This is a genomic window from Campylobacter sp. RM10537, from assembly GCF_022369435.1.
Lineage (GTDB): Bacteria > Campylobacterota > Campylobacteria > Campylobacterales > Campylobacteraceae > Campylobacter_D > Campylobacter_D molothri.
In genome coordinates this window covers 202964-228759 of record NZ_CP059597.1, presented here as the reverse complement: position 1 = coordinate 228759, position 25796 = coordinate 202964, and the positions used below count along the sequence as shown (strand labels likewise).

At 31.6% G+C, this 25796-nt stretch carries 19 protein-coding genes, 2 tRNA genes, 3 rRNA genes, 5 pseudogenes and 1 riboswitch; of the genes and pseudogenes, 12 read left to right on the top strand and 17 right to left on the bottom strand.

Features of this window, described 5'->3' with window-relative positions:
- From CMOL_RS01170 to CMOL_RS01160, 3 genes are read left to right on the top strand one after another with little or no spacing between them, the layout of a single operon-like run.
- Nucleotides 1-930 carry a clan AA aspartic protease gene (locus CMOL_RS01170; protein ID WP_239820421.1) on the top strand — a complete coding sequence of 310 codons (930 nt, stop codon included), beginning with the start codon at nucleotides 1-3 and terminating at the stop codon, nucleotides 928-930.
- Nucleotides 927-1457: a hypothetical protein gene (locus CMOL_RS01165; RefSeq protein ID WP_239820420.1), complete on the top strand. Its 531-nt coding sequence runs from the start codon at nucleotides 927-929 to the stop codon at nucleotides 1455-1457. Before CMOL_RS01170 ends, CMOL_RS01165 begins: the two co-directional genes overlap by 4 nt.
- On the top strand, nucleotides 1447-1965 hold the full coding sequence (locus tag CMOL_RS01160) for a hypothetical protein (RefSeq protein ID WP_239820419.1): 519 nt from the start codon (nucleotides 1447-1449) through the stop codon (nucleotides 1963-1965). Before CMOL_RS01165 ends, CMOL_RS01160 begins: the two co-directional genes overlap by 11 nt.
- Here the strand turns inward: CMOL_RS01160 and thiC are convergent.
- From thiC to rpe, 3 genes and pseudogenes are all read right to left on the bottom strand, one after another.
- Nucleotides 1957-3243 (bottom strand): annotated as a pseudogene (gene thiC / locus CMOL_RS01155) (phosphomethylpyrimidine synthase ThiC). The gene CMOL_RS01160 and the pseudogene thiC sit on opposite strands and share 9 nt — an antisense overlap.
- A 55-nt stretch (nucleotides 3244-3298) precedes the next feature.
- A riboswitch (TPP riboswitch) is annotated at nucleotides 3299-3403 on the bottom strand.
- Nucleotides 3404-3407: 4 nt separating this feature from the next.
- Nucleotides 3408-4178, bottom strand: coding sequence for a 3'-5' exonuclease (locus CMOL_RS01150; protein ID WP_239820418.1), 771 nt, complete (start codon nucleotides 4176-4178; stop codon nucleotides 3408-3410).
- Nucleotides 4175-4822: a ribulose-phosphate 3-epimerase gene (gene rpe, locus CMOL_RS01145; RefSeq protein ID WP_239820417.1), complete on the bottom strand. Its 648-nt coding sequence runs from the start codon at nucleotides 4820-4822 to the stop codon at nucleotides 4175-4177. Before rpe ends, CMOL_RS01150 begins: the two co-directional genes overlap by 4 nt.
- Before the next feature lie 147 nt (nucleotides 4823-4969).
- Between rpe and rpmB the strand changes: the two are divergent.
- The 3 genes and pseudogenes from rpmB to CMOL_RS01130 all read left to right on the top strand — a co-directional run bounded on the left by rpmB (nucleotide 4970) and on the right by CMOL_RS01130 (nucleotide 6652).
- Nucleotides 4970-5165 (top strand): annotated as a pseudogene (gene rpmB / locus CMOL_RS01140) (50S ribosomal protein L28).
- A gap of 157 nt (nucleotides 5166-5322) precedes the next feature.
- A complete protein-coding gene (locus tag CMOL_RS01135; RefSeq protein ID WP_200279971.1) occupies nucleotides 5323-5541 on the top strand; it encodes an HP1242/YdcH family protein in 219 nt (72 codons plus the stop codon).
- 10 nt (nucleotides 5542-5551) lie between these two features.
- Nucleotides 5552-6652: a methyl-accepting chemotaxis protein gene (locus tag CMOL_RS01130; RefSeq protein WP_239820415.1), complete on the top strand. Its 1101-nt coding sequence runs from the start codon at nucleotides 5552-5554 to the stop codon at nucleotides 6650-6652.
- Nucleotides 6653-6669: 17 nt separating this feature from the next.
- On the opposite strand, the gene CMOL_RS01125 is transcribed toward CMOL_RS01130, so the two are convergent.
- The 4 genes from CMOL_RS01125 to acpP form a co-directional block, all read right to left on the bottom strand.
- Nucleotides 6670-7257 (bottom strand): NUDIX hydrolase, encoded by a 588-nt coding sequence (locus CMOL_RS01125; protein WP_200279965.1) that lies wholly within the window; start codon nucleotides 7255-7257, stop codon nucleotides 6670-6672.
- 75 nt (nucleotides 7258-7332) lie between these two features.
- Nucleotides 7333-8271: an acetyl-CoA carboxylase carboxyl transferase subunit alpha gene (accA, locus tag CMOL_RS01120; protein ID WP_239820414.1), complete on the bottom strand. Its 939-nt coding sequence runs from the start codon at nucleotides 8269-8271 to the stop codon at nucleotides 7333-7335.
- A 1-nt stretch (nucleotide 8272) separates the two neighbouring features.
- Complete coding sequence (locus CMOL_RS01115) at nucleotides 8273-9487, bottom strand: beta-ketoacyl-ACP synthase II (RefSeq protein WP_200279959.1); 1215 nt, start codon at nucleotides 9485-9487, stop codon at nucleotides 8273-8275.
- 30 nt (nucleotides 9488-9517) lie between these two features.
- On the bottom strand, nucleotides 9518-9751 hold the full coding sequence (gene acpP, locus CMOL_RS01110; RefSeq protein WP_137620899.1) for an acyl carrier protein: 234 nt from the start codon (nucleotides 9749-9751) through the stop codon (nucleotides 9518-9520).
- Nucleotides 9752-9870: 119 nt separating this feature from the next.
- On the opposite strand from acpP, the gene CMOL_RS01105 reads away from it, so the two are divergent.
- Complete coding sequence (locus CMOL_RS01105; protein ID WP_239820413.1) at nucleotides 9871-10536, top strand: TenA family protein; 666 nt, start codon at nucleotides 9871-9873, stop codon at nucleotides 10534-10536.
- An 18-nt stretch (nucleotides 10537-10554) separates the two neighbouring features.
- Here CMOL_RS01105 and CMOL_RS01100 read toward each other — a convergent pair whose 3' ends face one another.
- The 3 genes from CMOL_RS01100 to gpmI all read right to left on the bottom strand — a co-directional run bounded on the left by CMOL_RS01100 (nucleotide 10555) and on the right by gpmI (nucleotide 13284).
- Complete coding sequence (locus tag CMOL_RS01100) at nucleotides 10555-10962, bottom strand: pyridoxamine 5'-phosphate oxidase family protein (RefSeq protein WP_200279953.1); 408 nt, start codon at nucleotides 10960-10962, stop codon at nucleotides 10555-10557.
- Nucleotides 10963-10973: 11 nt separating this feature from the next.
- Entirely contained in the window at nucleotides 10974-11717 is a 744-nt protein-coding gene (gene fabG, locus CMOL_RS01095) for a 3-oxoacyl-ACP reductase FabG (RefSeq protein WP_239820412.1), read from the bottom strand.
- Nucleotides 11718-11805: 88 nt separating this feature from the next.
- Nucleotides 11806-13284: a 2,3-bisphosphoglycerate-independent phosphoglycerate mutase gene (gene gpmI / locus CMOL_RS01090; protein WP_239820411.1), complete on the bottom strand. Its 1479-nt coding sequence runs from the start codon at nucleotides 13282-13284 to the stop codon at nucleotides 11806-11808.
- Nucleotides 13285-13361: 77 nt separating this feature from the next.
- On the opposite strand from gpmI, the gene mraY reads away from it, so the two are divergent.
- The 4 genes and pseudogenes from mraY (at nucleotide 13362) to CMOL_RS01070 (ending at nucleotide 17828) form a co-directional block, all read left to right on the top strand.
- On the top strand, nucleotides 13362-14423 hold the full coding sequence (gene mraY, locus CMOL_RS01085) for a phospho-N-acetylmuramoyl-pentapeptide-transferase (protein ID WP_200279944.1): 1062 nt from the start codon (nucleotides 13362-13364) through the stop codon (nucleotides 14421-14423).
- The gene (gene murD, locus CMOL_RS01080; protein ID WP_239820410.1) at nucleotides 14423-15631 is read left to right on the top strand and encodes a UDP-N-acetylmuramoyl-L-alanine--D-glutamate ligase; all 1209 of its coding nucleotides are present in this window, start codon (nucleotides 14423-14425) and stop codon (nucleotides 15629-15631) included. Before mraY ends, murD begins: the two co-directional genes overlap by 1 nt.
- Nucleotides 15632-15976: 345 nt before the next feature.
- Entirely contained in the window at nucleotides 15977-16405 is a 429-nt protein-coding gene (locus CMOL_RS01075; RefSeq protein ID WP_239820409.1) for a hypothetical protein, read from the top strand.
- 101 nt (nucleotides 16406-16506) lie between these two features.
- Nucleotides 16507-17828 (top strand): annotated as a pseudogene (locus CMOL_RS01070) (Cj0814 family flagellar-dependent secreted protein).
- Between the two features lie 564 nt (nucleotides 17829-18392).
- On the opposite strand, the gene rrf reads toward CMOL_RS01070, so the two are convergent.
- The 5 genes from rrf to CMOL_RS01045 all read right to left on the bottom strand — a co-directional run bounded on the left by rrf (nucleotide 18393) and on the right by CMOL_RS01045 (nucleotide 23770).
- Nucleotides 18393-18509 (bottom strand): 5S ribosomal RNA (gene rrf / locus CMOL_RS01065).
- A gap of 116 nt (nucleotides 18510-18625) precedes the next feature.
- Nucleotides 18626-21535 (bottom strand): 23S ribosomal RNA (locus CMOL_RS01060).
- A gap of 469 nt (nucleotides 21536-22004) precedes the next feature.
- Nucleotides 22005-22081, bottom strand: a tRNA-Ile gene (locus tag CMOL_RS01055).
- A 6-nt stretch (nucleotides 22082-22087) separates the two neighbouring features.
- Nucleotides 22088-22163: transfer RNA gene (locus tag CMOL_RS01050), tRNA-Ala, on the bottom strand.
- 94 nt (nucleotides 22164-22257) lie between these two features.
- Nucleotides 22258-23770 (bottom strand): 16S ribosomal RNA (locus tag CMOL_RS01045).
- Together the 16S, 23S and 5S rRNA genes with 2 tRNA genes alongside form the textbook arrangement of a ribosomal RNA operon.
- A 568-nt stretch (nucleotides 23771-24338) precedes the next feature.
- On the opposite strand from CMOL_RS01045, the pseudogene CMOL_RS01040 reads away from it, so the two are divergent.
- A pseudogene (locus CMOL_RS01040) lies at nucleotides 24339-24611 on the top strand (cysteine peptidase family C39 domain-containing protein); the annotation flags it as partial.
- A gap of 31 nt (nucleotides 24612-24642) precedes the next feature.
- On the opposite strand, the pseudogene CMOL_RS07870 reads toward CMOL_RS01040, so the two are convergent.
- Nucleotides 24643-25421: pseudogene (locus CMOL_RS07870) on the bottom strand (Cj0814 family flagellar-dependent secreted protein).
- Nucleotides 25422-25423: 2 nt separating this feature from the next.
- Nucleotides 25424-25564 carry a hypothetical protein gene (locus tag CMOL_RS07865; protein ID WP_425599700.1) on the bottom strand — a complete coding sequence of 47 codons (141 nt, stop codon included), beginning with the start codon at nucleotides 25562-25564 and terminating at the stop codon, nucleotides 25424-25426.
- Nucleotides 25565-25796: the final 232 nt, after the last annotated feature.

Here is a 25796-nt window from a genome sequence, read left to right as displayed (position 1 = left end):
ATGTTATTTGTACTTAAAAAAATCTTACCTCAAATTTTTATTGGTATTATTTTAGAAGATAAAAAAAATGTCCTTAAAGCAGCTATATATAGAAACAAAAAATTAATAAGTAGTAGTGAAAAAACCTTTGAAAAAAGTGAAGATTTATTAGAATACGTTAAAACCTTAAGTAAAAAATTTTTATTTTTTCATACTGCACTTTTTTTAAATGCCAAAGAACAAGGTCTTATCCCAAGCACAAAAAATGAAGACTTGGAAAAATTTAATGTAGGTAAGATAAGTTTAAAATACATAACCCTTAACAATGCTTTAATCTATACAGCAACTGAGCACGTAGAATATTTTCATGAACTTTTTGAAGATTATAATGGTCTAGATTTTTTATATTCTCCTTTTGCATTGCTTTATTTTAATATTTCAAAACAAAATAAATATGATGATAAAATAACTCTATATGCTTATCAATGCAAACAAATATTAACCATTATGGTTTGCAAAAATCTTGAAATTTTATATGGAGAATTAATTTTTTTAGATCAAGAATCCGATAATAATGAATCATTGAGTGAAGAATTTGATGAAAATATTTTCAATAATGAATTAAATTTTGAGAATTTGGATGAAAATTTTGAGAATTTATCACAAGAAAAAAATGATTCAAAAGAAGATGAATTCTTAAATTTTGATAATCTAAGCCAATTTAATAATGATATAGAAATTGCACATTGTATTATCTCTAGCATTGAAAAGTTTTATAATGACGAAAAATACTCTGGCAATTTTATCAATAATATACATGTATTAAGTGAACAAGAACTCAGCATAGAAGCTACTGAATTTTTAGAAAATGAAACTTTTTTAGAAATCACCACTCGACAAATAAATACCTTTGATCTTATGTTTGAGCTTATGCGCAAGGAAACCCTATGACTTATAGTTTTATTAAACCTAGAAAAAAACCTATTTTAACTTTATTTATTAAAATTTGGGCCGCTCTTTTTATTTTTGGGATTATCTTTATTTTTTTTATGTATTTTTTATATTTAACAAAAATTGCATTTGTTTCTCATTCTATCAAAGCACAAAAAGAAGAAGTTGTTAAAATGCAAAAAGAAATTAAAAATAACGAAAATTTATACCAACTTCTCTTAAACAAAAGCAAAATTGCTAATAATATCAAAGACCAAAATGAAATTGCAAAAAAAAGCTTAAAAAATCTATTTGATATTGTTGTGCAAACAGGATCTATAACACTCGAAAGTGTAGATCAAGAAAAAGATTCTTTACAACTTATCGGAGTAACTCCGACTATGGAAATGTTTAGTCTTCTTCTAGAAACTCCTTTAAAAAGTATTTTTGATCAAAGCAATACTACCTATTACCGCTTAAGCAATGGATGGTATCGCTTTGTAAGTATAAGTAAAAAAAATACTGGAGGTTGCTGTGATGAAAGATAAAAGCCTTGAAGAACTAAATATAGTAAGAATTCTCATTCTTGCCTTGAGTTTTATTAGTATCTGCACAGCTTTAATTTTATTTTTATTATTACCGGTGTTAAAAGATTATGAGCAAATAAATTTAAGAGAAAATTCTCAAATTGGAACGGTTAATTCTTTTAAAATTGATTTAAAATCTAGTGAAGATAAAGTTACACATTTGCAAAATATAAATAAAAAAAATTTAGATCAATTTCAACAAAAATTTGATGAAAAAAAATTTAATCAATTCCTAAAATATTATTTTAAGAATATTAAAATAACCAATATAAAATTACAATCCCAAGAAGAATATTTATATAAAAAATTAAAAATTGAAGGTTTAATGGATAATCCTAAAAATTTTTACAACTTTATTGACGCTTTAAAGGATTATGATAATTTAATTAAGATTAGTTATCCTATTGTATTAAAAGCAACACCAAAAGGCATTGCTATAAATTTTTATATAGAAATTTACTCAGATTAAGCTTACATCTTCGCCTTTTAGAGCTTGATTCATTGTATTCATCACGCACATTTTTCCACACATAGAACAAGAATTTAAATCATCTGGGCGACGTTCGTTAAACATTTTTTTAGCCTTCTCTCCATCAATGGCAAACTTAAACATTTTTTCCCAATCTATATTTTGTCTTGCTTTACTCATATCATCATCTCTTGCTCTTTCTTTTGGCAATATCGCCTGCATGAGCTGCAATTTTAGTTGCAACTATTCCATCTCTAACATCATCTAAATTTGGAAGTCTTAAGTGTTCAGCCGGTGTTACATAGCAAAGTATATCAGCACCACTTGCAGCTGCTACAGCTCCTCCGATCGCTCCACTAATATGATCATATCCTGCACCAATATCTGTAACCAAAGGTCCTAAAACATAAAAAGGTGCTCCTTTGCAAAGACGTTTTTCAAGTTGCATATTGGCTTCAATTTCATTTATTACCATATGTCCAGGCCCCCTCTATCATCACTTGAACTCCAGCTTCCCAAGCCCTTTGCGTTAGTAAGGATAATTCTATAAGTTCTGCAATTTGCGATGCATCGGTTGAATCGTGTGTAGAACCTGGACGTAAAGCATCGCCTAAAGATAAAGTTACATCATATTTTAAACAAATTTCTAATAAATCATCATAATATTCAAAAAAAAGGATTTTCAGCCTCTTTCATTATCATCCAAGCATAAAGCACAGATCCTCCTCTTGAAACTATATTTGTAAGTCTTTTTCCTTCTTTAAAAACCCTAACAGTACGTGAATTTATTCCAGCGTGTATAGTCATAAAATCCACACCACTTTTTGCATGATGATAAACTACATCTAAAAAATCTTTAGCTTTAATTTGTTTTAGATCTTTTTCTAAAAATCCTACTGTATCATAAACAGGAACTGTGCCCATCATTGCTCTTGAAAAAGCAATAAGTTCATCTCTAAAATGACTTGTTTTTCCATAATTACTTAAATCCATAATGGCTTCAATCTCAAATTTATGAGCAAGTTCTACTTTTTTTATCTCTTCGCTATAATCGATACAATCATTTGAAACACCTAAATTAACATTTACTTTGGTGCGAAGTCCAAATCCTATACCGTTTGGATCAAGACTTTTATGATTAATATTAGCAGGAATAATGATCTTACCACAAGCAATATTTTCAAGTAAAAAATCTTGACTAACTTGCTCTTTTTGGGCGACAATTTGCATTTCTTTGGTGAAAATACCTTCTTTAGCATAAAGCATTTGGGTTTTCATATTTTATCTTTAAAAAATTTTTGGATAAATGAAGGGTGAGTATAAAATTTTAAAGCGTTTAATAATAAAATCTTCCCGACGCTGGCATTATCCAGATCCGGTTCAGTCTAAGCTTTTAGCTTACTCTCAGCCTGTTTCACAAGCTCCCGTCATTTATTGTATTATTATATCGCAATTTTACGTTGAGTACGAGAAAATTTTATAAATTTTATTAGTTCTTCTGTAGTTTGAATATGATATGGAAGCTTTGATAGGCAATATTTAAAAATTTCAGCTGCCGCTAAAGCATCACTTAAAGCTCTATGATGAATACTTTCTATCCCTAATAATTCTTTCAAAACATCGAGTTTATATTTGGGACTTTGTATGCAACATTGTGCAAATTCTATAGTGCAAATATGACGATTAAGTAAAATTCCTAAACCACATTCACATAAAGCTTTTGAAATAAAGCCGTAATCAAAGCGAACATTATGCGCCACAAAAATACTATCTTTTAAAAAAAGCTTAAAATCTCTTAAAACTTGTTTTAAATTTGGAGCATTTTCAACCATATCAAAACTAATTCCTGTTAATTCTGTAATATTTTCCGGTATTTGATCAACTTTTATTAAACTATTAAAGCGATCCAATTCTTTAGAATTTTTAATTTTTACAGCTCCAATTTCTAAAATTTGTCCATGCTTAATACCGCCGGTGCTTTCTATATCTACTACGCAAAAAATTTCTTCCTTAATTTTAGTAGTACGCGTTTTCAAGCTTAAATGATTATCATGATTTAAATAAAAACCCAAACCTAAAAGTTCAAAAGTTTCTAAATCAAGTTGATAATCTTGGAGTTCATCAACTTTGCAAAATTGCTCGATTACCCATTTATAAGGTTTACTCTGCTTACTTAAAACAGAAATAATCTGTTCAACTTGCTGAGAACTCAAAATTCCAACTTTAATGATGAAATAGAAGTTTTATAATCATTGGAAGAAAAGATATAACTTCCAGCAACTAAAATATCTGCCCCAGCTTGTTCTAACTCACTTGCATTTAAACCATTGACACCGCCATCAACCTCGATAAAAACTTTAGCATTTTTACGATCAATAATCTCTCTTAATGCTTTAATTTTTTCATAGGTAAAATTTAAAAAACTTTGTCCGCCAAATCCAGGATTTACACTCATCAAAAGAATCATATCTACAAAATCAATTATATGTTTAATAGAATCTATGGGAGTATGAGGGTTTAAAACTATTGCTGGATGAATTCCAAAAGATCGTATGTATTCACACATTCTTATAGGGTGTTTTTCTATTTCTACATGAAAAGAAATAAACTTAGGTTTTAGCGGAATAAACAAATCTGTAAATTTTTTAACATCCTCTACCATTAAATGTATATCTAAAGGAAGATTGCTGATGGTAGAAATTTTTTCTATTACACAAGGTCCAAAAGTAAAATTAGGCACAAAGTAACCATCCATTACATCAATATGTAAAAGATCAGCTCCTGCCTCTTGTATGGCTTTAATTTCTTTTTCTAGATTTAAAAAATTAGCAGCTAATAAACTTGGAGCAACATACATTAAAAAAACCTTACTTAATCAAGAATAATTTTTTAGAAAAATATTCTATCTTTTTATAAATAAAAATAGTATAAATATTTGAATATTTTAAGTTTAAATTTGTTAGAATTCATAATTAAAAATTATCCCAAATAATAAGGAACTAAAATGGCAAGAATATGTCAAATCACAGGCAAAGGGCCAATGGTAGGCAATAATGTTAGCCATGCTAATAACAAAACAAAAAGACGTTTTTTACCTAATCTTAGAACAGTTCGAGTAACTTTAGAGGATGGTACTACTAGAAAAATGAAAGTTGCTGCGTCTACTTTAAGAACCTTAAAAAAAACAAAATTCTAAATAATATTTTGAGGATTTATCCTCAAAAACTATACTAAAAATTTCTAAAATTATACATAATTAACTTGCTTATATTTTTAATATTTTTTAAGTAAAAATATTAACTTACTTAGATATAATTAATTTATAATAACTAAACTTTACGACAAGAGGAGAAATTTATGTTACACGAATATCGCGATCTTATTTCAGATCTTAAAGGCAAAGATGCTCATTTTGATAAATTATTTGAACGCCATAATGAGCTTGATGATCAGATTAAAAATGCAGAAAAAAGTCAAATTTCAACTCTTAGTGATACTGAAATTTCAAACCTCAAAAAAGAAAAACTTCATGTTAAAGATGAATTAAAAAAATATTTAGAAAATTATAAAAAATAAAGGTGGAACTATGTTTAGCAAAAAAACTAATTATGAAAATTTTCAAAAATTAGAAGAAGAAAATAAAAATCTTTCAAATCAAATTCAAAAAATAAAAGCTGAAAATTTAGAATTAAAAAATAAAATTTCAAGTTTAGAACAAGAAGCTTTAGAATCTAAATTAAAAACCGATCTTTTAAATGTATTATTAAATGGTATTTTAAAAAATATCACTATAGTTCAAAGTGATATGCTTGAAAATGTTGATAAAGCTGAAATTATATCTAATTACTCTAAAACTTCACTTGTAGAAATGGATGAATTAAGCCATATTGCAGATTCAATTAATGCTTCTTTAAGCAATATTACTGAATCTGCCAATAAAACACGTGATACTGCTGGAACTTTACATCGTAGCGTTGATGAAATTACTAATGTGATTAATCTAATCAAAGATGTATCCGATCAAACTAATCTTTTAGCACTTAATGCAGCTATAGAAGCTGCACGCGCAGGAGAACATGGACGTGGATTTGCTGTTGTGGCAGATGAAGTTAGAAAATTAGCAGAAAAAACACAAAAAGCAACTACAGAAGTAGAAATGAATATTAATCTTTTAAAACAAAATGCTAATGAAATGTATAGTCAAAGCGAACAAGTAGAAAAAATTTCTCTTGATTCTAGTGCTCATATTGTAAATTTTTCAGAGAAATTTTCTCATCTTGTAACCGAAGCACACTCTACAAATTCTAATGCTGTTAATATTGCTTCTGAAGCATTTATATCTCTAGCTAAATTAGATCATATTGCTTTTAAACTAAACGGATATAGAGAAATTTTTACAAAAACTGGAAAAAGACTAGCAGATCATACAAGTTGTCGTCTTGGAAAATGGCTAGCTGGTACAGGAAAGGAAAGATTTGGCTCTAGCAAAAGCTTTTTAAAAATTGCAGAACCACATGAAAAAGTACATGAAAATATGAATAGTGCTATTGATATAGCTGCCACAGAAGATGTTGGCTTAAATTTAACTCAACATAAAATTATAGAAAGATGTCAAACAGCTGAGAATGCTTCTTTAAACTTATTTGATGTCTTTAAAGAAATGCTTCACGAAAGCACAAAAAAATAATCCTTTTTACCTTTCTTTTAAAGGTAAAAATCTTTTTTTTCTTTTAGAAACCATAAATAAGAAAAATCTAATAAAGGGTTGCAAATAATATTTTGTGAGAATTTTTCATATTCTTCAATTTTTACAAAAATAACTTCAATTTGCTCTCCATCTATTCCTCCGCCATCAGAAATCCTATCATTTTCATTTATAGCAGCAAAATAGAGACTTTGCTTACTTACCCCGGATCCAAAACCAGTATAAAAATCCTTAATTTTTTCAAGTTTTTTAGGACAATATCCTACTTCTTCTATACATTCTTCTTTAGCTATTTGTTCTAAAGATAAATTCTTATCTATCAAACCGGAGCAAAGCTCTATAGTATATCCTATTTCTTGATTTTGATAATTTTTATGATGAATTTGATGATACCAAAGAGGTATTCTAAATTGTCGAACAAAAACAAAACTTTTAAATTCTTGATGATACAAAAGCACCGAAACACTATCTTTTACTTCTATAAAATCCCAAGTGCAATATCTATTATTACTTTCATAAGTGAAACGTTTAGGTTTAATATATTCAGAATAATCAAATGATATTTCTTTTAAATTTTTAAATGCCATTAAAAAACCTTTGATATAAAATAATTTTTTATTAATAATATCGCGGGTATTTTAAACTAAGATAAAATAATATAATTAAGTTTCTAAAAAAGCTCCAAGCTTCAATATTTTTTGCATACGATTAGCAACAAGTTCATTTGGATTTATTATATTTAATTCATCTAAAACTTTCTTTACATAATCAGCAATAGCAATAGCAGCCCCTTCTTTATCTCTATGTGCTCCATTAATAGGTTCTTCTATAACATCATCAATCAAACCTTGTTCTTTTAAATCATCCGCTGTAACTTTCATTGCTTTAGTTGCCACTTCAATTTTACTTGGATCATTCCAAAGTATTGCTGCACAACCTTCAGGAGAAATAACAGAAAAAACAGAATTTTTCATCATTGCAAGTTTATCAGCAACTCCTATAGCTAAAGCTCCACCACTACCACCTTCTCCAATTACTATAGCTATAGTAGGAGTTTTTAAATCACTAAATTCATAAAGATTTTTAGCAATAGCTTCACTTTGTCCACGTTCTTCAGCACCAATACCAGGATAGGCACCAGGAGTATCAATTAAAAACAAAATTGGAATTTGAAATTTCTCTGCAAGTTTTGCAATCCTTAAAGCTTTTCGATAACCTTCAGGATGTGGCATTCCAAAATTTCTTGCTATTTTATCTTTAGTTCCTCTACCTTTTTGTTCACCAATGACAATAATTTTTTTATTACCTAAATACCCCATAAAACAAACAATAGCAGGGTCATCTCTAAAGGCACGATCCCCATGAATTTCATATGCATCTTGCAATATAAGATCAATATAATCAAGAGCATAGGGTCTATCAGGATGACGAGCAAGTTGTAAGCGACCATAATCATTTAAATTTTTATAAGTTTTTACAATTTCTTTTTCAAGATTTTTTTTTAAAATAGCAATAGCGTCAAAATCTCCTTTGATCTGAGCATTAGAGATATCTTCGTCAAGCTGCTGAATATTTTTTTCAAATTCTAAATATGAAGCCATATTAATCTACTTTTTTGAAAATAACACAACCATTTGTACCGCCAAAACCGAAAGAATTACTCATTACTACTTTTAAATCAACTTTTTTAGCAAAATTTGGAACATAATTTAAATCACATTCTTCATCTTTTACAATTTGATTTATAGTTGGCGGAACAATACCATCTCTTAAGGCCATAATACTTATAACCGCTTCGATTGCTCCAGCGGCACCTAAGCAATGTCCTGTTTGTCCTTTTGTAGAGCTAATCAATGGAATATTAGAACCAAAAAGCTCTTTGATAGCAGCGGTTTCATTTTTATCATTAACCGGAGTTGAAGTACCATGTGCATTAATATAATCAACCTTAGGATTTCCGGCCATATTTAAAGCTTTTTTCATAGCTCTTAAAGGACCATCTAAAGTTGGAGCAGTTATATGATGCGCATCAGCACTTTCACCAAAACCTATTAGTTCTGCATAAATAGTAGCTCCTCTTTTTTTAGCTTCTTCATAATCCTCAAAAACCAAAGCACCTGCACCCTCTCCCATAACAAAACCATCCCTTTCTTTATCAAAAGGTCTTGAAGCACGTTCTGGATCATGGTTTCTGGTTGATAAAGCTTTCATAGAAGCAAAACCACCTATCCCTACTGGGCAGATAGCAGCTTCAGCACCTATAACAAGCATTTTATTTGCAGTACCTAAAGCTATACTTTTATAAGCTTCAGCAATAGCATGTGTTCCAGCAGCACAAGCAGTTACACAAGAAATATTCGGTCCTTTAAGCCCATGTTCAATTGAAATCAAGCCACCTAACATATTAACCAAAGCTGAAGGAATAAAGAATGGAGAAATCTTTCGCGGTCCTCGTTCAGAACAGATAATTGAATTTTTTTCTATATTAGGTAAACCTCCTATACCAGCAGCCGATACTACGCCGAATTCTTCTTGGTTAAAATTATCATCCAAATTAGCATCTTTCATTGCTTCTCTAGCAGCTTTTATACCTAACTGAATAAAACGATCTACTTTCTTTACTTCTTTAGGATCTATAACATCTAAAGGATTAAAATCAGTGATTTCTGCTGCTATTTGAACTGGAAAATCTGTTGTATCAAAAAGAGTAATTTTTTTTACTCCACTTTTACCCTCACAAATAGCTTTAAAAGAACTCTCTTTGTCTAAACCCAAGGCATTAACCATCCCAATACCTGTAACCACGACTCTTTTCAAGAATAGACTCCTTGCAAAGTTAAATAAAAATTATTTTTTAAGATTATCAATATAATTTACAACATCTTCAATTTTAATAAGTTTTTCAGCATCACTATCTGGAATTTCAACTTCAAATTTTTCTTCTAAAGCCATAATTAATTCTACGACATCCAAAGAATCTGCACCTAAATCTTCAATAATTTTAGATTCCATTTTAACTGTATCTGCATCAATACTTAATTGTTCTACTACTACCGCTTTTACATCATCAAATGTTGCCATTTATAAACTCCTTAAAATATAAAAATTAAAAATAAAGCGTATTTTACTATAAAAAACTTAAAATATTTATAGTTTTTGATTATACTTTAAAAAAAATTAAATCAACCAAGGATGAAAAAATGCTTTTTCAAAAACTTATCAAAGAAAATTTAAAAATTTGGAATGCATACATACAGCATAATTTTGTAAAACAACTTGAAAATGAAACTTTAAGCAAGGAACAATTTCTTTTTTACTTAAAACAAGATTATATATATCTTATTAATTATTCAAAATGTTATGCGCGCCTCGCTTTAAATGCAAATACAGTAGAAGAACTGCGCTTTGCTATTAAATTTCAAAATTACACTTTAGAAGGAGAATTAGAACTTCATAAAAGTATCTTAAATCTAGGTATTGATATCAATAATTTTAGCGAAAAAGATGAAAGTCTTATTAATATTGCTTATTCACGTTATATATTAAGCGTTGGAGAAAATGGAGATTTCTTAGACATGCTAATTGCTCTTAGTGCTTGTGCAATAGGCTATGGATATATAGGAAATGCAATTTATAAAAATATTTCACAAGAAAAATTACAAAATCATCCCTACAAAGAATGGATTTTAACTTATTCAAGTCAAGAATTTCAAACAACGGTAAAAGAATTTGAAGATTTTGTTAATTCTTATAGTAATCAAATTTCTGAAGAAAAATTTAAAAAACTTAATTCAATTTTCCGCAATGTCGTTCGTTTAGAAATTGCTTTTTGGGAGCATTCTTTAACAATGCAAACAAATATTTAAACCTAAATAAGATTTTTCTTATTTTAAGGTTTTAAATTCTCCATTATTAAATTGCATTCTAGCACTTAAATTATTAAGATAAAAAACTTCAAATTTTGAATTTTCTGGAGTATTATATAAATTTTTTAAGTAAGGATATTTTTCAAACATCATTTTTTTAACTTCTAAATTAGGTTCGAAAATTGCATTGGCTCTAAGTCTTAAAAAAGTTCCATCCTTAGAACAAGAACAAAATTCAATCCCATTATAGTTTTTTATATGCTTATAGAGCCCTTTGGTATTTGAAGTGCAAAAATAAATTTTATCTTTAAATAAAAGAGGACTTTGTATAGGTCGAACCCTAGGATTTCCACAAGTACCTAGAGTTGCCAAAAAAGCTGGCGGATTATTATCTAAAAATTGCATTATTTCTTCTAAATTCATCACAAATCCTTTAATTACATATACAAACCACCATTAACCTTAAGTACATCTCCTGTAATATAAGAAGAATAGTCACTTAATAAAAATGCTACACAATAAGCCACCTCTTCAGGCTCAGCAAAGCGTTTAAATGGGATACTATCTTGATACATTTTCTTAATATCTTCACTTAATACTTCGGTCATATCGCTTTTGATAAATCCTGGAGTTATGCAATTAAATCGTAAATTTCTACTTGCTCCCTCTTTAGCAAAAGATTTCGTCATAGCTATCATTCCACCTTTACTTGCTGAATAATTTACTTGTCCAGCATTCCCCATTTCTCCAACTATAGAAGCAATATTAACTACAGCACCAAAACGCTTTTTGCTCATTATTTTTAAAGCTTCTCTACATCCTAAAAATGCCGAATTTAAATTCGTATCTACAACAGAACTAAAGTCATCTAATTTCATTCTTAAAGCCAATTTATCATTGGTAATGCCTGCATTATTCACAAGGTAGCTAAGTTCTTGATCACTTTCAATAATCGTTTTTATACCATTTTCAAATTCATCTTCTTTGCTTGCATCAAATTTAATTACTGCTGCATTACCACCTTTTGCAATAATTTCATCCCTTAAAGCATCAGCTAATTCTGGTTTTGAACGGTAATTAATCCAAACTTTAAGTCCAAAACTAGCTAAAGTTTTTGCGATAGAAGCGCCTATTCCTTTGCTTGCCCCTGTTATTAAAACATTTTTTCCACTAAATTTCATAATCTTATCCTTGAATTAAAAATTAATCTTTTAAAAATTTTGTTAGTCTTGGAATTTTAACAAATTTAAAAATAAAAAAGCAAATCAATTAAAATAAAGCTTCATTCATTTCTTTTGGAATTTTTAAGCCTAAAATTTTTAAAACACTTGCAGCTATATTACTAAGCCCCATATTATTTTTAATTTTTCTTACTCCACTTGCCTCTACAAATACAAAAACATCAAAGGTTGTATGATTGGTAAGCAAGTTACCTTCTTCATCTTGCATAGCTTCACAATTTCCATGATCGCTTGTAATAATGAAAGCATAATTATTTTTTCTAGCATATTCAATTACTTCACCTAAACAAACATCTACAGCTTCTACAGCTTCAATAGCTGCATTAAAATTCCCAGTATGCCCTACCATATCTCCATTAGCAAAATTAACAACGATAAAATCTTCACCCTGATTGATTCCTTTCTTTACAACTTCACATACCTCAAAAGCACTCATTTGAGGTTTTTCATCGTAAGTTTTAACTTTAGGACTTGGAATTAAAACTCTTGTTTCATTTTCCAATAATTCTTCTTTACCACCATTAAAGAAAAAAGTAACATGGGCATATTTTTCTGTTTCTGCTGTATGAAGTTGAGTTAATCCTGCTTTAGAAACTATTTCAGGTAAAGTATTGTGAATTTTTTCTTTTTGAAAAATTACAGGAATATTAAAATTATCGTCATAGACACTCATAGTTAATAAATTTTTAAAGATTTTATCTCGTTTAAACTCTTTAAAATCTTGAAAATTTAGTGCTTCAACAAGCTGTTTCATTCTGTCATTTCTAAAATTAATAAAAATCAATCCATCATCTTCATCAATTCCTTTATAATCTTTATGTTTAATCGCCTTTATAAATTCATCCGTAACTTGTTCTTGATAACTCTGCTTTATATATTTTATAAAATCATCAGTACTTTGACTTTTACCTATTAAACATTGATAATATTCTTCAATTCTATCCCAGCGTTTATCCCTATCCATTGCATAAAAACGTCCACACAAAGTTGCAAAGCAAATTTCTAACTTATGACAATATTCTTGCAAATTTTCAATAAAACCTATAGCACTTTTTGGATCCACATCTCGTCCATCAGTGATTGCATGAGCAAAAACCTCATTGCCATTTTTAGCGCAAATTTCAAGCAAAGCATTAAAATGCGCATCCATAGAATGCACTCCACCATTACTATAAAGACCTATAATATGGATTCTTCTACATTTTTCTAATAAACTTTTTAAATTGAAATTGTTTTTAAGTTGATCATTTTTAATAGCTTGGTTAATTCGTACTAAATTTTGATAAATAATCTGTCCACTACCTATACACATATGACCTACTTCACTATTGCCCATTTGACCTTCGGGTAAACCTACCGCCAAGCCACTGGTTTTCAATAAAGAATAAGGTACCTCTTTAAAAAGCTTTTCATAAGTGGGTTTTTTTGCCATCTCAAAAGCATTAAAATTTTTATCTTTATTAAAACCTATTCCATCTGTAATCACTAAAATACATTTTTGTTTCATTATTATAAACTTTATAAGAATTTTTTTGGTTACATTTTAATAAAATTAAGCTTTCAAAAACCAAAAAAAGGTTCAATTTGTATTATCTTTCTGATTTAAGCAATTATGCTTTTTTTACTTATATTAGTGTGCGTGCTGGTTTTGCATTTTTTATTGCTTTATGTTTGTCTTTATTTTTAATGCCTAAATTTATAGCTTGGGCAAAAATTAAAAATGCTAATCAGCCTATTTATGAACATGCCCCTGAAAATCATAAAATAAAATCACATACTCCAACTATGGGTGGCCTTGTATTTATATTTTCTGCTCTCTTAGCAAGTTTATTGTGCATAAGATATGAAAATATTTTCGCTATAAGCGCTTTACTTTGTCTTACTCTTTTTTGTCTTATTGGTCTTATTGATGATCTGGGTAAAGTTTTAAAAAAAAATAATCACTCAGGACTTAGTCCAAAAATGAAACTTTTAGCTCAAATTGGTGCTAGTTTAATTTGTGTTTTACCTTTATATTTTAGTCCTCAATTTAATACCGAATTTTATATTCCATTTTATAAGTATCCTCTTTTTAATATGGAAATTTTTGCACTTTTCTTTTGGATTTTAGTCTTGATCTCAAGTTCTAATGCTGTAAATTTAACCGATGGACTTGATGGCTTAGCAACTGTACCTAGTATTTTCTCTTTATCAACTTTAGGTATTCTTCTGTATTTAAGCGGAAATTTTAACTATAGTGAATACTTGCTTCTACCAAAAATTCAAGGTTTAGGCGAAGTCAGTATTATTTGTGCTGCGCTCATTGGTGCTTTAATGGGGTTTCTATGGTATAACTGTTACCCTGCCCAAGTTTTTATGGGAGATAGTGGAAGTTTGGCAATTGGAGGATTTATAGGATTTTTAGCCATAATCAGCAAAAATGAAGTTTTACTCTTGCTTATAGGTTTTGTCTTTGTTCTTGAGACTATTTCAGTTATTTTACAAGTGGGAAGCTTTAAAATTTTTAACAAAAGAGTCTTTAAAATGGCACCCATTCATCATCATTTTGAAAAAGTAGGATGGGTGGAAAATAAAATCATAGTACGCTTTTGGATGATCGCTTTTCTTACAAATTTGCTCGCACTTGCATCTATAAAGTTACGCTGATGAAAATTTCTCTTTTTGGATATGGAAAAACAACACAGGCTATAGCAAAAAATCTTGCTAATAAATTTGGTGTTTTTAATATTTATGATGATCATTTCAAAAACACAGCTCAAGACAAATTAGGTAATTATCTTTTAAACCCTAAAGATTTTGATCAAAATTCAAGCGATCTTGAAATTCCAAGTCCAGGTTTTCCGCCAAACCATGCATTAATAAAAAAAGCAAAAAATTTACAAAGTGAATATGACTTTTTTTATGATGCTATGCCAAGATCTGTTTGGATTAGTGGTACAAACGGAAAAACAACAACCACGCAAATGACAACGCATTTATTATCACATGTAGGTGCCATAATGGGTGGAAATATCGGCATTCCTTTAGCTGAACTTGATACTCATGCTAAACTTTGGGTGCTTGAAACTTCGTCTTTCACTCTTCATTATACTCACATTGCCAAACCCGAAATTTACGTTCTTTTGCCTATAAGTGTTGATCATCTTTCGTGGCATGGAAATTTTGAAAATTATGTCAAAGACAAACTGAGTGTTTTAGAAAGAATGAATGAATGCGATATAGCAATTTTACCAAAAATTTATGAGAATACTCCTACTAAAGCGTATATTATTTCTTATGAAGATGAAAAAGATTTAGCAAATAAATTTGGTATTAATATAGATAAAATTTCTTTTAAAAGTCCTTTTTTACTAGATGCTATTATGGCTTTAGCTATAGAAAAAATTTTATTAGATACTTTAAGTTATGATTTTTTAAATCAATTTACCCTTGAAGAAAACAAACTTGAAGAATTATTTGATGCCCAAGGAAGACTTTGGGTAAATGACACAAAAGCAACCAATGAAAGTGCTGTTATGGCGGCACTAAATCGATACAAGGATAAAAAAATCCATTTAATTATCGGTGGAGATGATAAGGGTGTGGATTTAAGTGCTTTATTTAATTTTATGAAAAAATTTGACATTACACTTTATGCTATAGGTATAAGCACGAAAAAAATGCTTAATTACGCCGAAAATGTTGATATAAAAATAATCAAATGTGAAATATTAAGCAAAGCTGTAGAAGAAATTTCAAAAGTTCTTCAAAAAAATGAAGTTGCTCTTTTAAGTCCCGCTTGTGCCAGCCTAGATCAATTTAGTTCTTATATAGAACGCGGAAAAACTTTTAAAGAATGTATCAATAAAATTTAATTTTAATATTTTTATTATATTAATAAAAGCCGAAAAATAACAAACCGATGAAAATGTTCAAGCAAAGATAAAAAATTTCCAAACCCCTATGCAAACAGAAAACAAAAACAAAGAAAACTTATAAAAATAATATAAAAAACAATTTTAAAGCTTGGTGATAAAAAATTAATTACTAAAATAATATTACAAATTTATATATGATTAAAATAAAAATTTTTAAAACGCTAAAATTCATTATAAATATTTTCAAACCCTTAAAAATTGAGACTTTAAAAAAATTTAGTTTAACAATCTAAAATAATTATACTACATTTTAAAACAAGGAGCTAAAATGTTTAAAAACTATTGAGTGTTGTAGTTTTAGGTGCTTTATTGTCAAGTTCTGCTTTTGCAGAAGATATTCTTGCTAAAGTCAGTAATGGAGTAATTAGTGATAATAGTGCAGGTGTTAAAGTTCTTAGTCTTGATGAGATGAAAGAGGTTAAGGGTGGGTATAGATTTATGAGAGACAGTGCTTTTGATTATAATGCTGGTTCTTTAAGCTCTTACGGATATGTTGTTCTAGATGACAACAGTAATGATCATGGATTAGTAAGTGCACAACTTGGTTATTCAAGTGATGGCTATATCATAGCTAAATACCGCTACGTTAATAATCAAAAAGATTATTATTTACAATATTTTTCAAGCAAATACGGTTCAGGCACAAATATCTGGGCTTATGTAAATAGTCCTGCTTATGAAATTTTAAGACAATTCCAAAATCAATATTAAACTATTTCTTCGTTCCACTTATCCAAAGTGGAACACTTCTTGCTTATATTATTTTAAGATATTTAGATTGAAGGCAAAAAAATCTAAATTAAGGAATTAATATGAGTATCTTTAGTATCAATGATAACTCAAACTATAATTCTATACTTTCACAAGCAAAAGCTAATAAAGAAAGTAAAGAAAATTCTAAAATAAGTTTTGCTAATGCTTTTTAAAACAAAATGCTAGTAAGTTAAATGAAATTCAAAGTGCAAATTCACAAACTTTAATAAGAAGTGAAGTATTAAATTCTACTAATACAACAAATACTAGCAATAATACTAATTTTAGTATAAGTAGTAAGACAAGTTCTCCTAATTATAATATATCAAGTGAATTTAAAAACTCTATTTATACTCTAAAATATAAACAAGCAGATATAAGTAATAATACAGCCTATGGTTATAGTGTAGATAAAGATGGTTATATGGGAAGTGATTTTAACAAAGCTGCGGGACTTCCTGAAGATTTTAAGATACATAAATCTACTTTGGATGAGATATATAACTTTAATGAAGCACAATATCAAGATATAAAAGAACAGCTAGGAATTTCTCGCTATTTTACTAATATCGATATGGCTGATACCATAAAACAATATTATAATCAATTTAATCAAATTGTTAATCATACTTTTAATGATACCAATAAAACAAGTTTCACTGAAGCAGATATAAATTCTATGCCTAAGGGTTATATTTCTGTTGGCTATAAAGGTTTAGATTTTTCAGATCAATCCAATCCTTATAATGCATTAGGACTAGTTAATCATTCTAACACAAAAGTAACTAATGTTTTTAAAACAGATGATGAATTTCATGAAGCTCAAGCAATACAAATGGGAATGACAGGTATTGATTTTTATCCGCAAAAATTAAATATATCAACTCAAAGTTGATCACAAGGAGCTTTAATGGAAGGTGGATTTAATCCTGATATGTCAGTTTATCCACAAAATGAAGATGGAAGTTATTCTAAAGAAGCTTTGTTTATGAGCTTTTTAAAATCAGAAGGTGGTTATATGGTTGCAGGAAAAAATACAACTATTGCACCGCAAGCAATGAATTATAATCTTAATGTTGCCAAACAAAGTATCCCAAAATACTCTAATGTAGATTTCGATGACATTATGACAGGCAAAGTGGATTTTGCAAGTTTATTAAAAGGTTATGCACAAGATGGCTAGCTTGATGCAGATATATATGCAATGGAAAAAGGAGTTGCTTGGCAAAATACAAGCATAGGTTATGGTGGAGCTTGGTTTGATAATCAGTTTCATCAAGCAAAAGCTAATGGCTGGAAAGCAAGCAGTGAAAGTATAAATTCTTATGTTGGATCTATAATGGATAGATTAAATAATCTCATAGGACAAACTAGGGTTTAGGTTAAATTTTAAAAACTATTTTTTACAAACACCTATCTTATTAAATCATTGAATAAACTCAAACTCTAAACTAAAAACTCCTATATACAATCAATTCACAAACTAAAACAACAAAAGCTAAAACATACAAAGCATTCAAATAAAAAAATAAAAGACTAATTTAACAAGATCCATAAAACTCATTTTAATAAGACTAACCCTAAAAAGCTTAACTATACAAGACTAACTTAACCATAACAACCAAGAAAAACAAAAACCAATCAAATATTAGCTAAAGCTATATAACTAAACAAGACAAGCAAATACAAACCTTAAACTAAATTCTTTTATTAAATAACCAAATCAAAGATATGAAAAATAAAGATTAATCTAAACCAATCAAACATTAGTTAAAAACTATAATCTAAATTAAGACACAAATAAAACCTTAAACCAATTAATAACTTAAAAAGTAAAATAAATCTATATAAATAACTAAGCAAACTAACATTAACTAAACTTATTATATTAAAAAGAATAAAAGATTAAATAAAGATTATAATTAAGAAGTAGAATAAATTAACAAGCCCGCAATGAGCTACTTTCCCCCTGCCAGTAAGGCGTAGTATCATCACCCACGATGTGCTTAGCTTCTTGGTTCGGGATGGAGCAAGGCGTTTCCACATCTGTATAATCACGGACATTGTTATTTAAATATTCTTATTAAAAATACTTAAAAAACAATGTTAAAAGCAAGTTAAAAACTTTACTCTTTCTTTTTAAGGTAAAAACCTTAACAAGGAAGTGATGCTTATTAAAAAGATAAGCCAAACGCTCTATTAGTACTGGTCAGCTAAAAGACTTTCATCCATTACACACCCAGCCTATCAAACTAGTAGTCTTCTAGAGAGCTTAGAGAAGATTCATCTTAGAGTTGGCTTCACGCTTAGATGCTTTCAGCGTTTATCCTTTCCAAACTTAGCTACGCTGCGATGCTCTTGGCAGAACAACAGCTACACCAGTGGTTTGTTCAACCCGGTCCTCTCGTACTAGGGTCAAATCTCTTCAATCTTCTTACGCCCACGGCAGATAGGGACCGAACTGTCTCACGACGTTCTGAACCCAGCTCGCGTACCGCTTTAAATGGCGAACAGCCATACCCTTGGGACCTGCTCCAGCCCCAGGATGCGATGAGCCGACATCGAGGTGCCAAACCTCCCCGTCGATGTGAGCTCTTGGGGGAGATCAGCCTGTTATCCCCGGGGTACCTTTTATCCTTTGAGCGATGGCCCTTCCACACAGAACCACCGGATCACTAAGACCGACTTTCGTCTCTGCTTGACTTGTATGTCTTGCAGTTAAGCTGGCTTATACCTTTATACTCTACAAACGATTTCCAACCGTTTTGAGCCAACCTTTGTAAGCCTCCGTTATTATTTGGGAGGCGACCGCCCCAGTCAAACTACCCACCAGACATTGTCCCACTTGAGGATAACTCAAGCTGGTTAGCTACCCAAATAAGAAAGAGTGGTATCTCAACAATGGCTCATATACAACTGGCGTCATATACTCAAAGCCTCCCACCTATCCTGCACATTCTTATCCAAATAGCAGTGTCAAGCTGTAGTAAAGGTCCACGGGGTCTTTCCGTCTTGCCGCGGGTAGGAGGAATTTTCACCTCCACTACAATTTCACTGGATCCCTCTTTGAGACAGCTCCCATCTCGTTACGCCATTCATGCAGGTCGGTATTTAACCGACAAGGAATTTCGCTACCTTAGGACCGTTATAGTTACGGCCGCCGTTTACTCGGGCTTCGATCAAGAGCTTCGCTAATGCTAACCCTATCAATTAACCTTCGAGCACCGGGCAGGCGTCACACCCTATACATCCTCTTACGAGTTAGCAGAGTGCTGTGTTTTTGGTAAACAGTCGGGAGGGACTCTTTGTTGTAAGTTTCTTCGCTTTCGGAGTAAATCCTAGTACGAAGCGAACCACACCTTATACCGAAGATACGGTGCTATTTTGCAGAGTTCCTTAAAGAGAGTTCTTCCACGCGCCTTAGAATACTCATCCCACCCACCTGTGTCGGTTTACGGTACGGGCAACATTAGCTAAACTTAGAAACTTTTCTTGGCTCGACGGCATCAGCAATTCTTCTATCCATCCGAAGACTTCAAAAAGCCTGTCAGTTCTCGGAGTATTCTTATACGGATTTGCCTGTATAAGCTCCTACAACCTTCGACTAGCACTTCCATCCGCTAGCTTGCTTAGCCCTAAGCGTCCTTCCATCGCACACTAATGTTGGTATTGGAATATTAACCAATTTGCCATCACCTACCCCTTTCGGACTCGGCTTAGGACCCGACTAACCCTACGATGACGAGCATCGCGTAGGAAACCTTGGGTTTACGGCGTTAATGATTCTCACATTAATTATCGCTACTCATGCCTGCATGCTCACTTCTATTCGCTCCAGCACTCCTTACCGGTATACCTTCGACGCAAATAGAACGCTCTCCTACCACTTGACAAAGTCAAGTCTACAGCTTCGGTACTTACTTTAGCCCCGTTATATTTTCCGCGCAAAATCACTAGACCAGTGAGCTATTACGCTTTCTTTAAAGGATGGCTGCTTCTAAGCCAACCTCCTGGTTGTTTAAGTAACTTCACATCGTTTTCCACTTAAGTAAGATTTAGGGACCTTAGCTGGTAGTCTGGGTTGTTTCCCTCTTGACGACGGATTTTATCACTCGCCGCCTGACTGCTGTGATTACATATAAGGTATTCGGAGTTTGATAGGGTTTGGTACATTGGTGTATGCCCTAGCCCATTCAGTGCTCTACCCCCTTATACTACGACACAACGCTATACCTAAATATATTTCGGAGAGAACCAGCTATCACGAAGTTTGATTGGCCTTTCACCCCTATCCACAAGTCATCCCGGGGCTTTTCAACGCCTATGGGTTCAGTCCTCCACTAGTTCTTACACTAGCTTCAACTTGCTCATGGATAGATCACTTCGTTTCGGGTCTGCAGCATCTGACTAAGCGCCCTATTCAGACTCGCTTTCGCTACGGCTTCGCGTGTGCTTAACCTTGCCAGACACCACAACTCGCAGGCTCATTATGCAAAAGGCAGTCCATCACCCTGGTTTGCACCATAGGGCTCTGAATGATTGTAAGCAAATGGTTTCAGGTTCTATTTCACTCTGATCACCTCAGTTCTTTTCACCTTTCCCTCACGGTACTTGTGCACTATCGATCTGGTATTAGTATTTAGGGTTGGATCGTGGTCGACCCAGCTTCAGACAAAATTCCACGTGTTTCGCCCTACTCAGGATACTGCTAGCTAAAGTTTGGTTTTCGCATACGGGACTATCACCCTCTATGGCTATACTTTCCAGAATGTTCTGCTAACCTCACTTATTGCACATTGCAGTCCTACAACCCCCAATGCAAGGCATTGGGTTTGCCCTCTTACGCTTTCGCTCGCCGCTACTGACGTAATCTCTATTGATTTCTTTTCCTGAGGGTACTAAGATGTTTCAATTCCCCTCGTTCGCTCCTATATTAGGTAATGTATATCTCTATACATTGGGTTGCCCCATTCGGAAATCTACGGATCAAAGCTTCTTGACAGCTCCCCGTAGCTTATCGCAGTCTAGTACGTCCTTCATCGCCTTTACCAGTCAAGGCATCCACCATTCGCTCTTAGTAGCTTACCTTTTTACCTTTTTTTAGTTGATTCTAAAACGCATCACTTCCTTGTTAAAGTTTTTATAATAAGACTTCTTTAATATCTGTCTTAAGACGGAAAGCATTTAAACACTTATATTAAGCAACAATATAAGCTGTGAAGTTTAAAACTTATTCTTTAAAAAAAGAAATAAAGAAAGAAAATTAAATATATTTTTTAATTTTTTATTTAAATATTTATTTATGATAAAAAATAATTAATAAAGCACTAAAAACATTATTTTAAATTCTTTTTAGTTTTTTAAAGAAAAAGACAGTGAAGTTTTATTCTTTAACAAGTTCAGTAAAATTGTTTTTAAAACTTGCTTGTGACTTTTAACATTGGTAAGTAAAAGAACATTTAGGTTTAAAACCTAAAATAAACATATAAAATATTATTTTAGTTTTTAAATCAATTTATATACTTATTTTAGGTTTTAATTTCAAATCTTAATTTAATGGTGGGCCTAACAAGACTTGAACTTGTGACCTCACCCTTATCAGGGGTGCACTCTAACCAGCTGAGCTATAGGCCCTTATCATGGTGGAGAATAGCGGGATCGAACCGCTGACCTCCTGCGTGCAAAGCAGGCGCTCTCCCAGCTGAGCTAATTCCCCATAAATTAGCTTTTCATCAATCTTTGAAATCTAAACAAGGACGATTGAGTTTATATGAAGTAATAGTTGTGAGACTTATTACTTTGTACTCTAGAAAGGAGGTGATCCAACCGCAGGTTCTCCTACGGTTACCTTGTTACGACTTCACCCCAGTCGCTGATTCCACTGTGGACGGTAACTAGTTTAGTATTCCGGCTTCGAGTGAAATCAACTCCCATGGTGTGACGGGCGGTGAGTACAAGACCCGGGAACGTATTCACCGTAGCATGGCTGATCTACGATTACTAGCGATTCCGGCTTCATGCTCTCGAGTTGCAGAGAACAATCCGAACTGGGACATATTTTATAGATTTGCTCCACCTCGCGGTATTGCGTCTCATTGTATATGCCATTGTAGCACGTGTGTCGCCCTGGGCATAAGGGCCATGATGACTTGACGTCGTCCACACCTTCCTCCTCCTTACGAAGGCAGTCTATTTAGAGTGCTCACCCGAAGTGTTAGCAACTAAATACGTGGGTTGCGCTCGTTGCGGGACTTAACCCAACATCTCACGACACGAGCTGACGACAGCCGTGCAGCACCTGTCTCTAAGTTCTAGCAAGCTAGCACCCTCATATCTCTATAAGGTTCTTAGGATATCAAGCCCAGGTAAGGTTCTTCGCGTATCTTCGAATTAAACCACATGCTCCACCGCTTGTGCGGGTCCCCGTCTATTCCTTTGAGTTTTAATCTTGCGACCGTACTCCCCAGGCGGTACACTTAATGCGTTAGCTGCATTACTGAGATGACTAGCACCCCAACAACTAGTGTACATCGTTTAGGGCGTGGACTACCAGGGTATCTAATCCTGTTTGCTCCCCACGCTTTCGCGCCTTAGCGTCAGTTAAGTTCCAGCAGATCGCCTTCGCAATGGGTATTCTTGGTGATATCTACGGATTTTACCCCTACACCACCAATTCCATCTGCCTCTCCCTCACTCTAGATTACCAGTTTCCCAAGCAGTTTAATGGTTAAGCCATTAGATTTCACAAGAGACTTGATAATCCGCCTACGCGCCCTTTACGCCCAGTGATTCCGAGTAACGCTTGCACCCTCCGTATTACCGCGGCTGCTGGCACGGAGTTAGCCGGTGCTTATTCCTTAGGTACCGTCAGAATTCTTCCCTAAGAAAAGGAGTTTACGCTCCGAAAAGTGTCATCCTCCACGCGGCGTTGCTGCGTCAGGGTTTCCCCCATTGCGCAATATTCCCTACTGCTGCCTCCCGTAGGAGTCTGGACCGTGTCTCAGTTCCAGTGTGACTGATCATCCTCTCAGACCAGTTAAGCGTCATAGCCTTGGTAAGCCATTACCTTACCAACTAGCTGATACTATATAGTCTCATCCTACACCGAAAAACTTTCCCTATTCAACTTATGTTAAGTAGGAGTATGGGGTATTAGCAGTCGTTTCCAACTGTTGTCCCCCAGTGTAGGGCAGATTAACTATACCTTACTCACCCGTGCGCCACTAATCCACTTCTAGCAAGCTAAAAGCTTCATCGTTCGACTTGCATGTATTAGGCACGCCGCCAGCGTTCACTCTGAGCCAGGATCAAACTCTCCATAAAAATTATAGAAAAGTTTAATCTTTTTCTTCAAAGAAAAAGTATTTAATATATTTTAGATTAATAAAGAAAACTTTATTAACCCTAATAATTAATATAAATTTTGATTTATTATTGATTATAAAATAATAAATCTATTAATCTGGCTCAATCGATCACTTATTTAGATTTCAAAGATTGACTATAAGATTTGAATAACAATATTAAATTAAAAGAACAAAAACAAAAAATCTTTTTAAATCATTAAAAAATAAAATACTTTTTAATCTTTTAAATTAAAACATTTATAATGATTATATTAGAAGTTTTATTTTTAATAATAACTTTAAAATAAAAAATATTTTAATAATTATAAATTAAAGCAAAGCTTTAATTAAAAATTAAAACTATAATTTATTCTAATAATATTTGTGAAACTTCTTTTAAGATTTTAAGCCCTTCTAAAAAAGGAAATGAAAGTATAACTAATTAAGCTTAAAGGGGGTTTAAAGTGTTAATAAGTTTGGAAGAAATTTTGAATTGTTTATTTATTTTTTTGAAAAACTATATTTTATTTTAAATAAATTAAAGAAAACTTGCAGGAATTCCTATTTTAGTAAAGATTGAAGATGATACACGTTTTCCACATTTTGTGGTGATTATAAATCACAGGGGTGATTTTTTACAAGTGCTTGATCCAAGTTATGGAGAATATATCAGTTCTAAAAGACAATTTTTTAGTGTTTGGGATAGATACAATAAAGGTGGATTTGCTTTAATCATTGCTCCTAGAAAGAAATTAAAAGAATATAAGCTTAATATACCTAAATCTTTGAATTTCGAAATTGAACCTTTTGGATTTTAATATCAAAATATTAAAATCCTTTAATCAAAACCTAAACCCTAGTTTGTCCCAAAAGATTATTAAGTCTATCCATTATAGATCCAACATAAGAATTGATACTTTCACTACTTGCTTTCCAACCATTAGCTTTTGCTTGATTAAACTGATTATCAAACCAAACTCCACCATAACCTATGCTTGTATTTTGCCATTTAACCCCTTTATCCATTGCATATATAGCCAGCCATCTTGTGCATAGCCTTTTAATAAACTTGCAAAATCAACTTTTTATGTCATGATGTCATCTAGTGAAACATCAAAAGAAGGATTTGCTTTCATTTCTAGCTTACGTTGTGCTTCCAAAACTTTTGCTTCAGGACTGAAAACAACTTGATTTGAAGATGGAAGAGGCGGATAAGATTTTAAAAAGCTCATAAACAAAGCTTCTTTAGAATAGCTTCCATCTTCATTTTTTGGATAAAATGACATATCAGGATTGAAAGTATCTCTTGCACTGTCTTGATCTAAATTTTGAGTTTGCATGCTCTGAGGAGTAAAATCTAATGGCTGTAATCCTGTATTGATACTTGCAATTGTTCCTAATTGTTCCATTTCATCGTATTGCTCTTGGGTGTTGCAATAATTTGTAATTTGCAATTTATCATAATTTTTTGGCATAACACCTATGGTTTTGTCATTACTAGAATAACTTACACCTTTAGGCAAACTATTTAAATCTGCTTCACTAAAACTTGTTTTATTGGTATCGTTAAAAGTATGATTTATAATTTGATTAAATTGATTATAGTATTGTTTAATAGTATTTGCCATATCTATATTATCATAATATTTATCCACACCATTTTTGCATTATAAAAGTTATTTTCAGCTACTCTCTCTATCTCATCCAAAGTAGATTTATGTATCTTAAAATCTTCAGGAAGTCCCGCAGCTTTGTTAAAATCACTTCCCATATAACCATCTTTATCTACACTATAACCATAGGCTGTATTATTACTTATATCTGCTTGTTTATATTTTAGAGTATAAATAGAGTTTTTAAATTCACTTGATATATTATAATTAGGAGAACTTGTCTTACTACTTATACTAAAATTAGTATTATTGCTAGTATTTGTTGTATTAGTAGAATTTAATACTTCACTTCTTATTAAAGTTTGTGAATTTGCACTTTGAATTTCATTT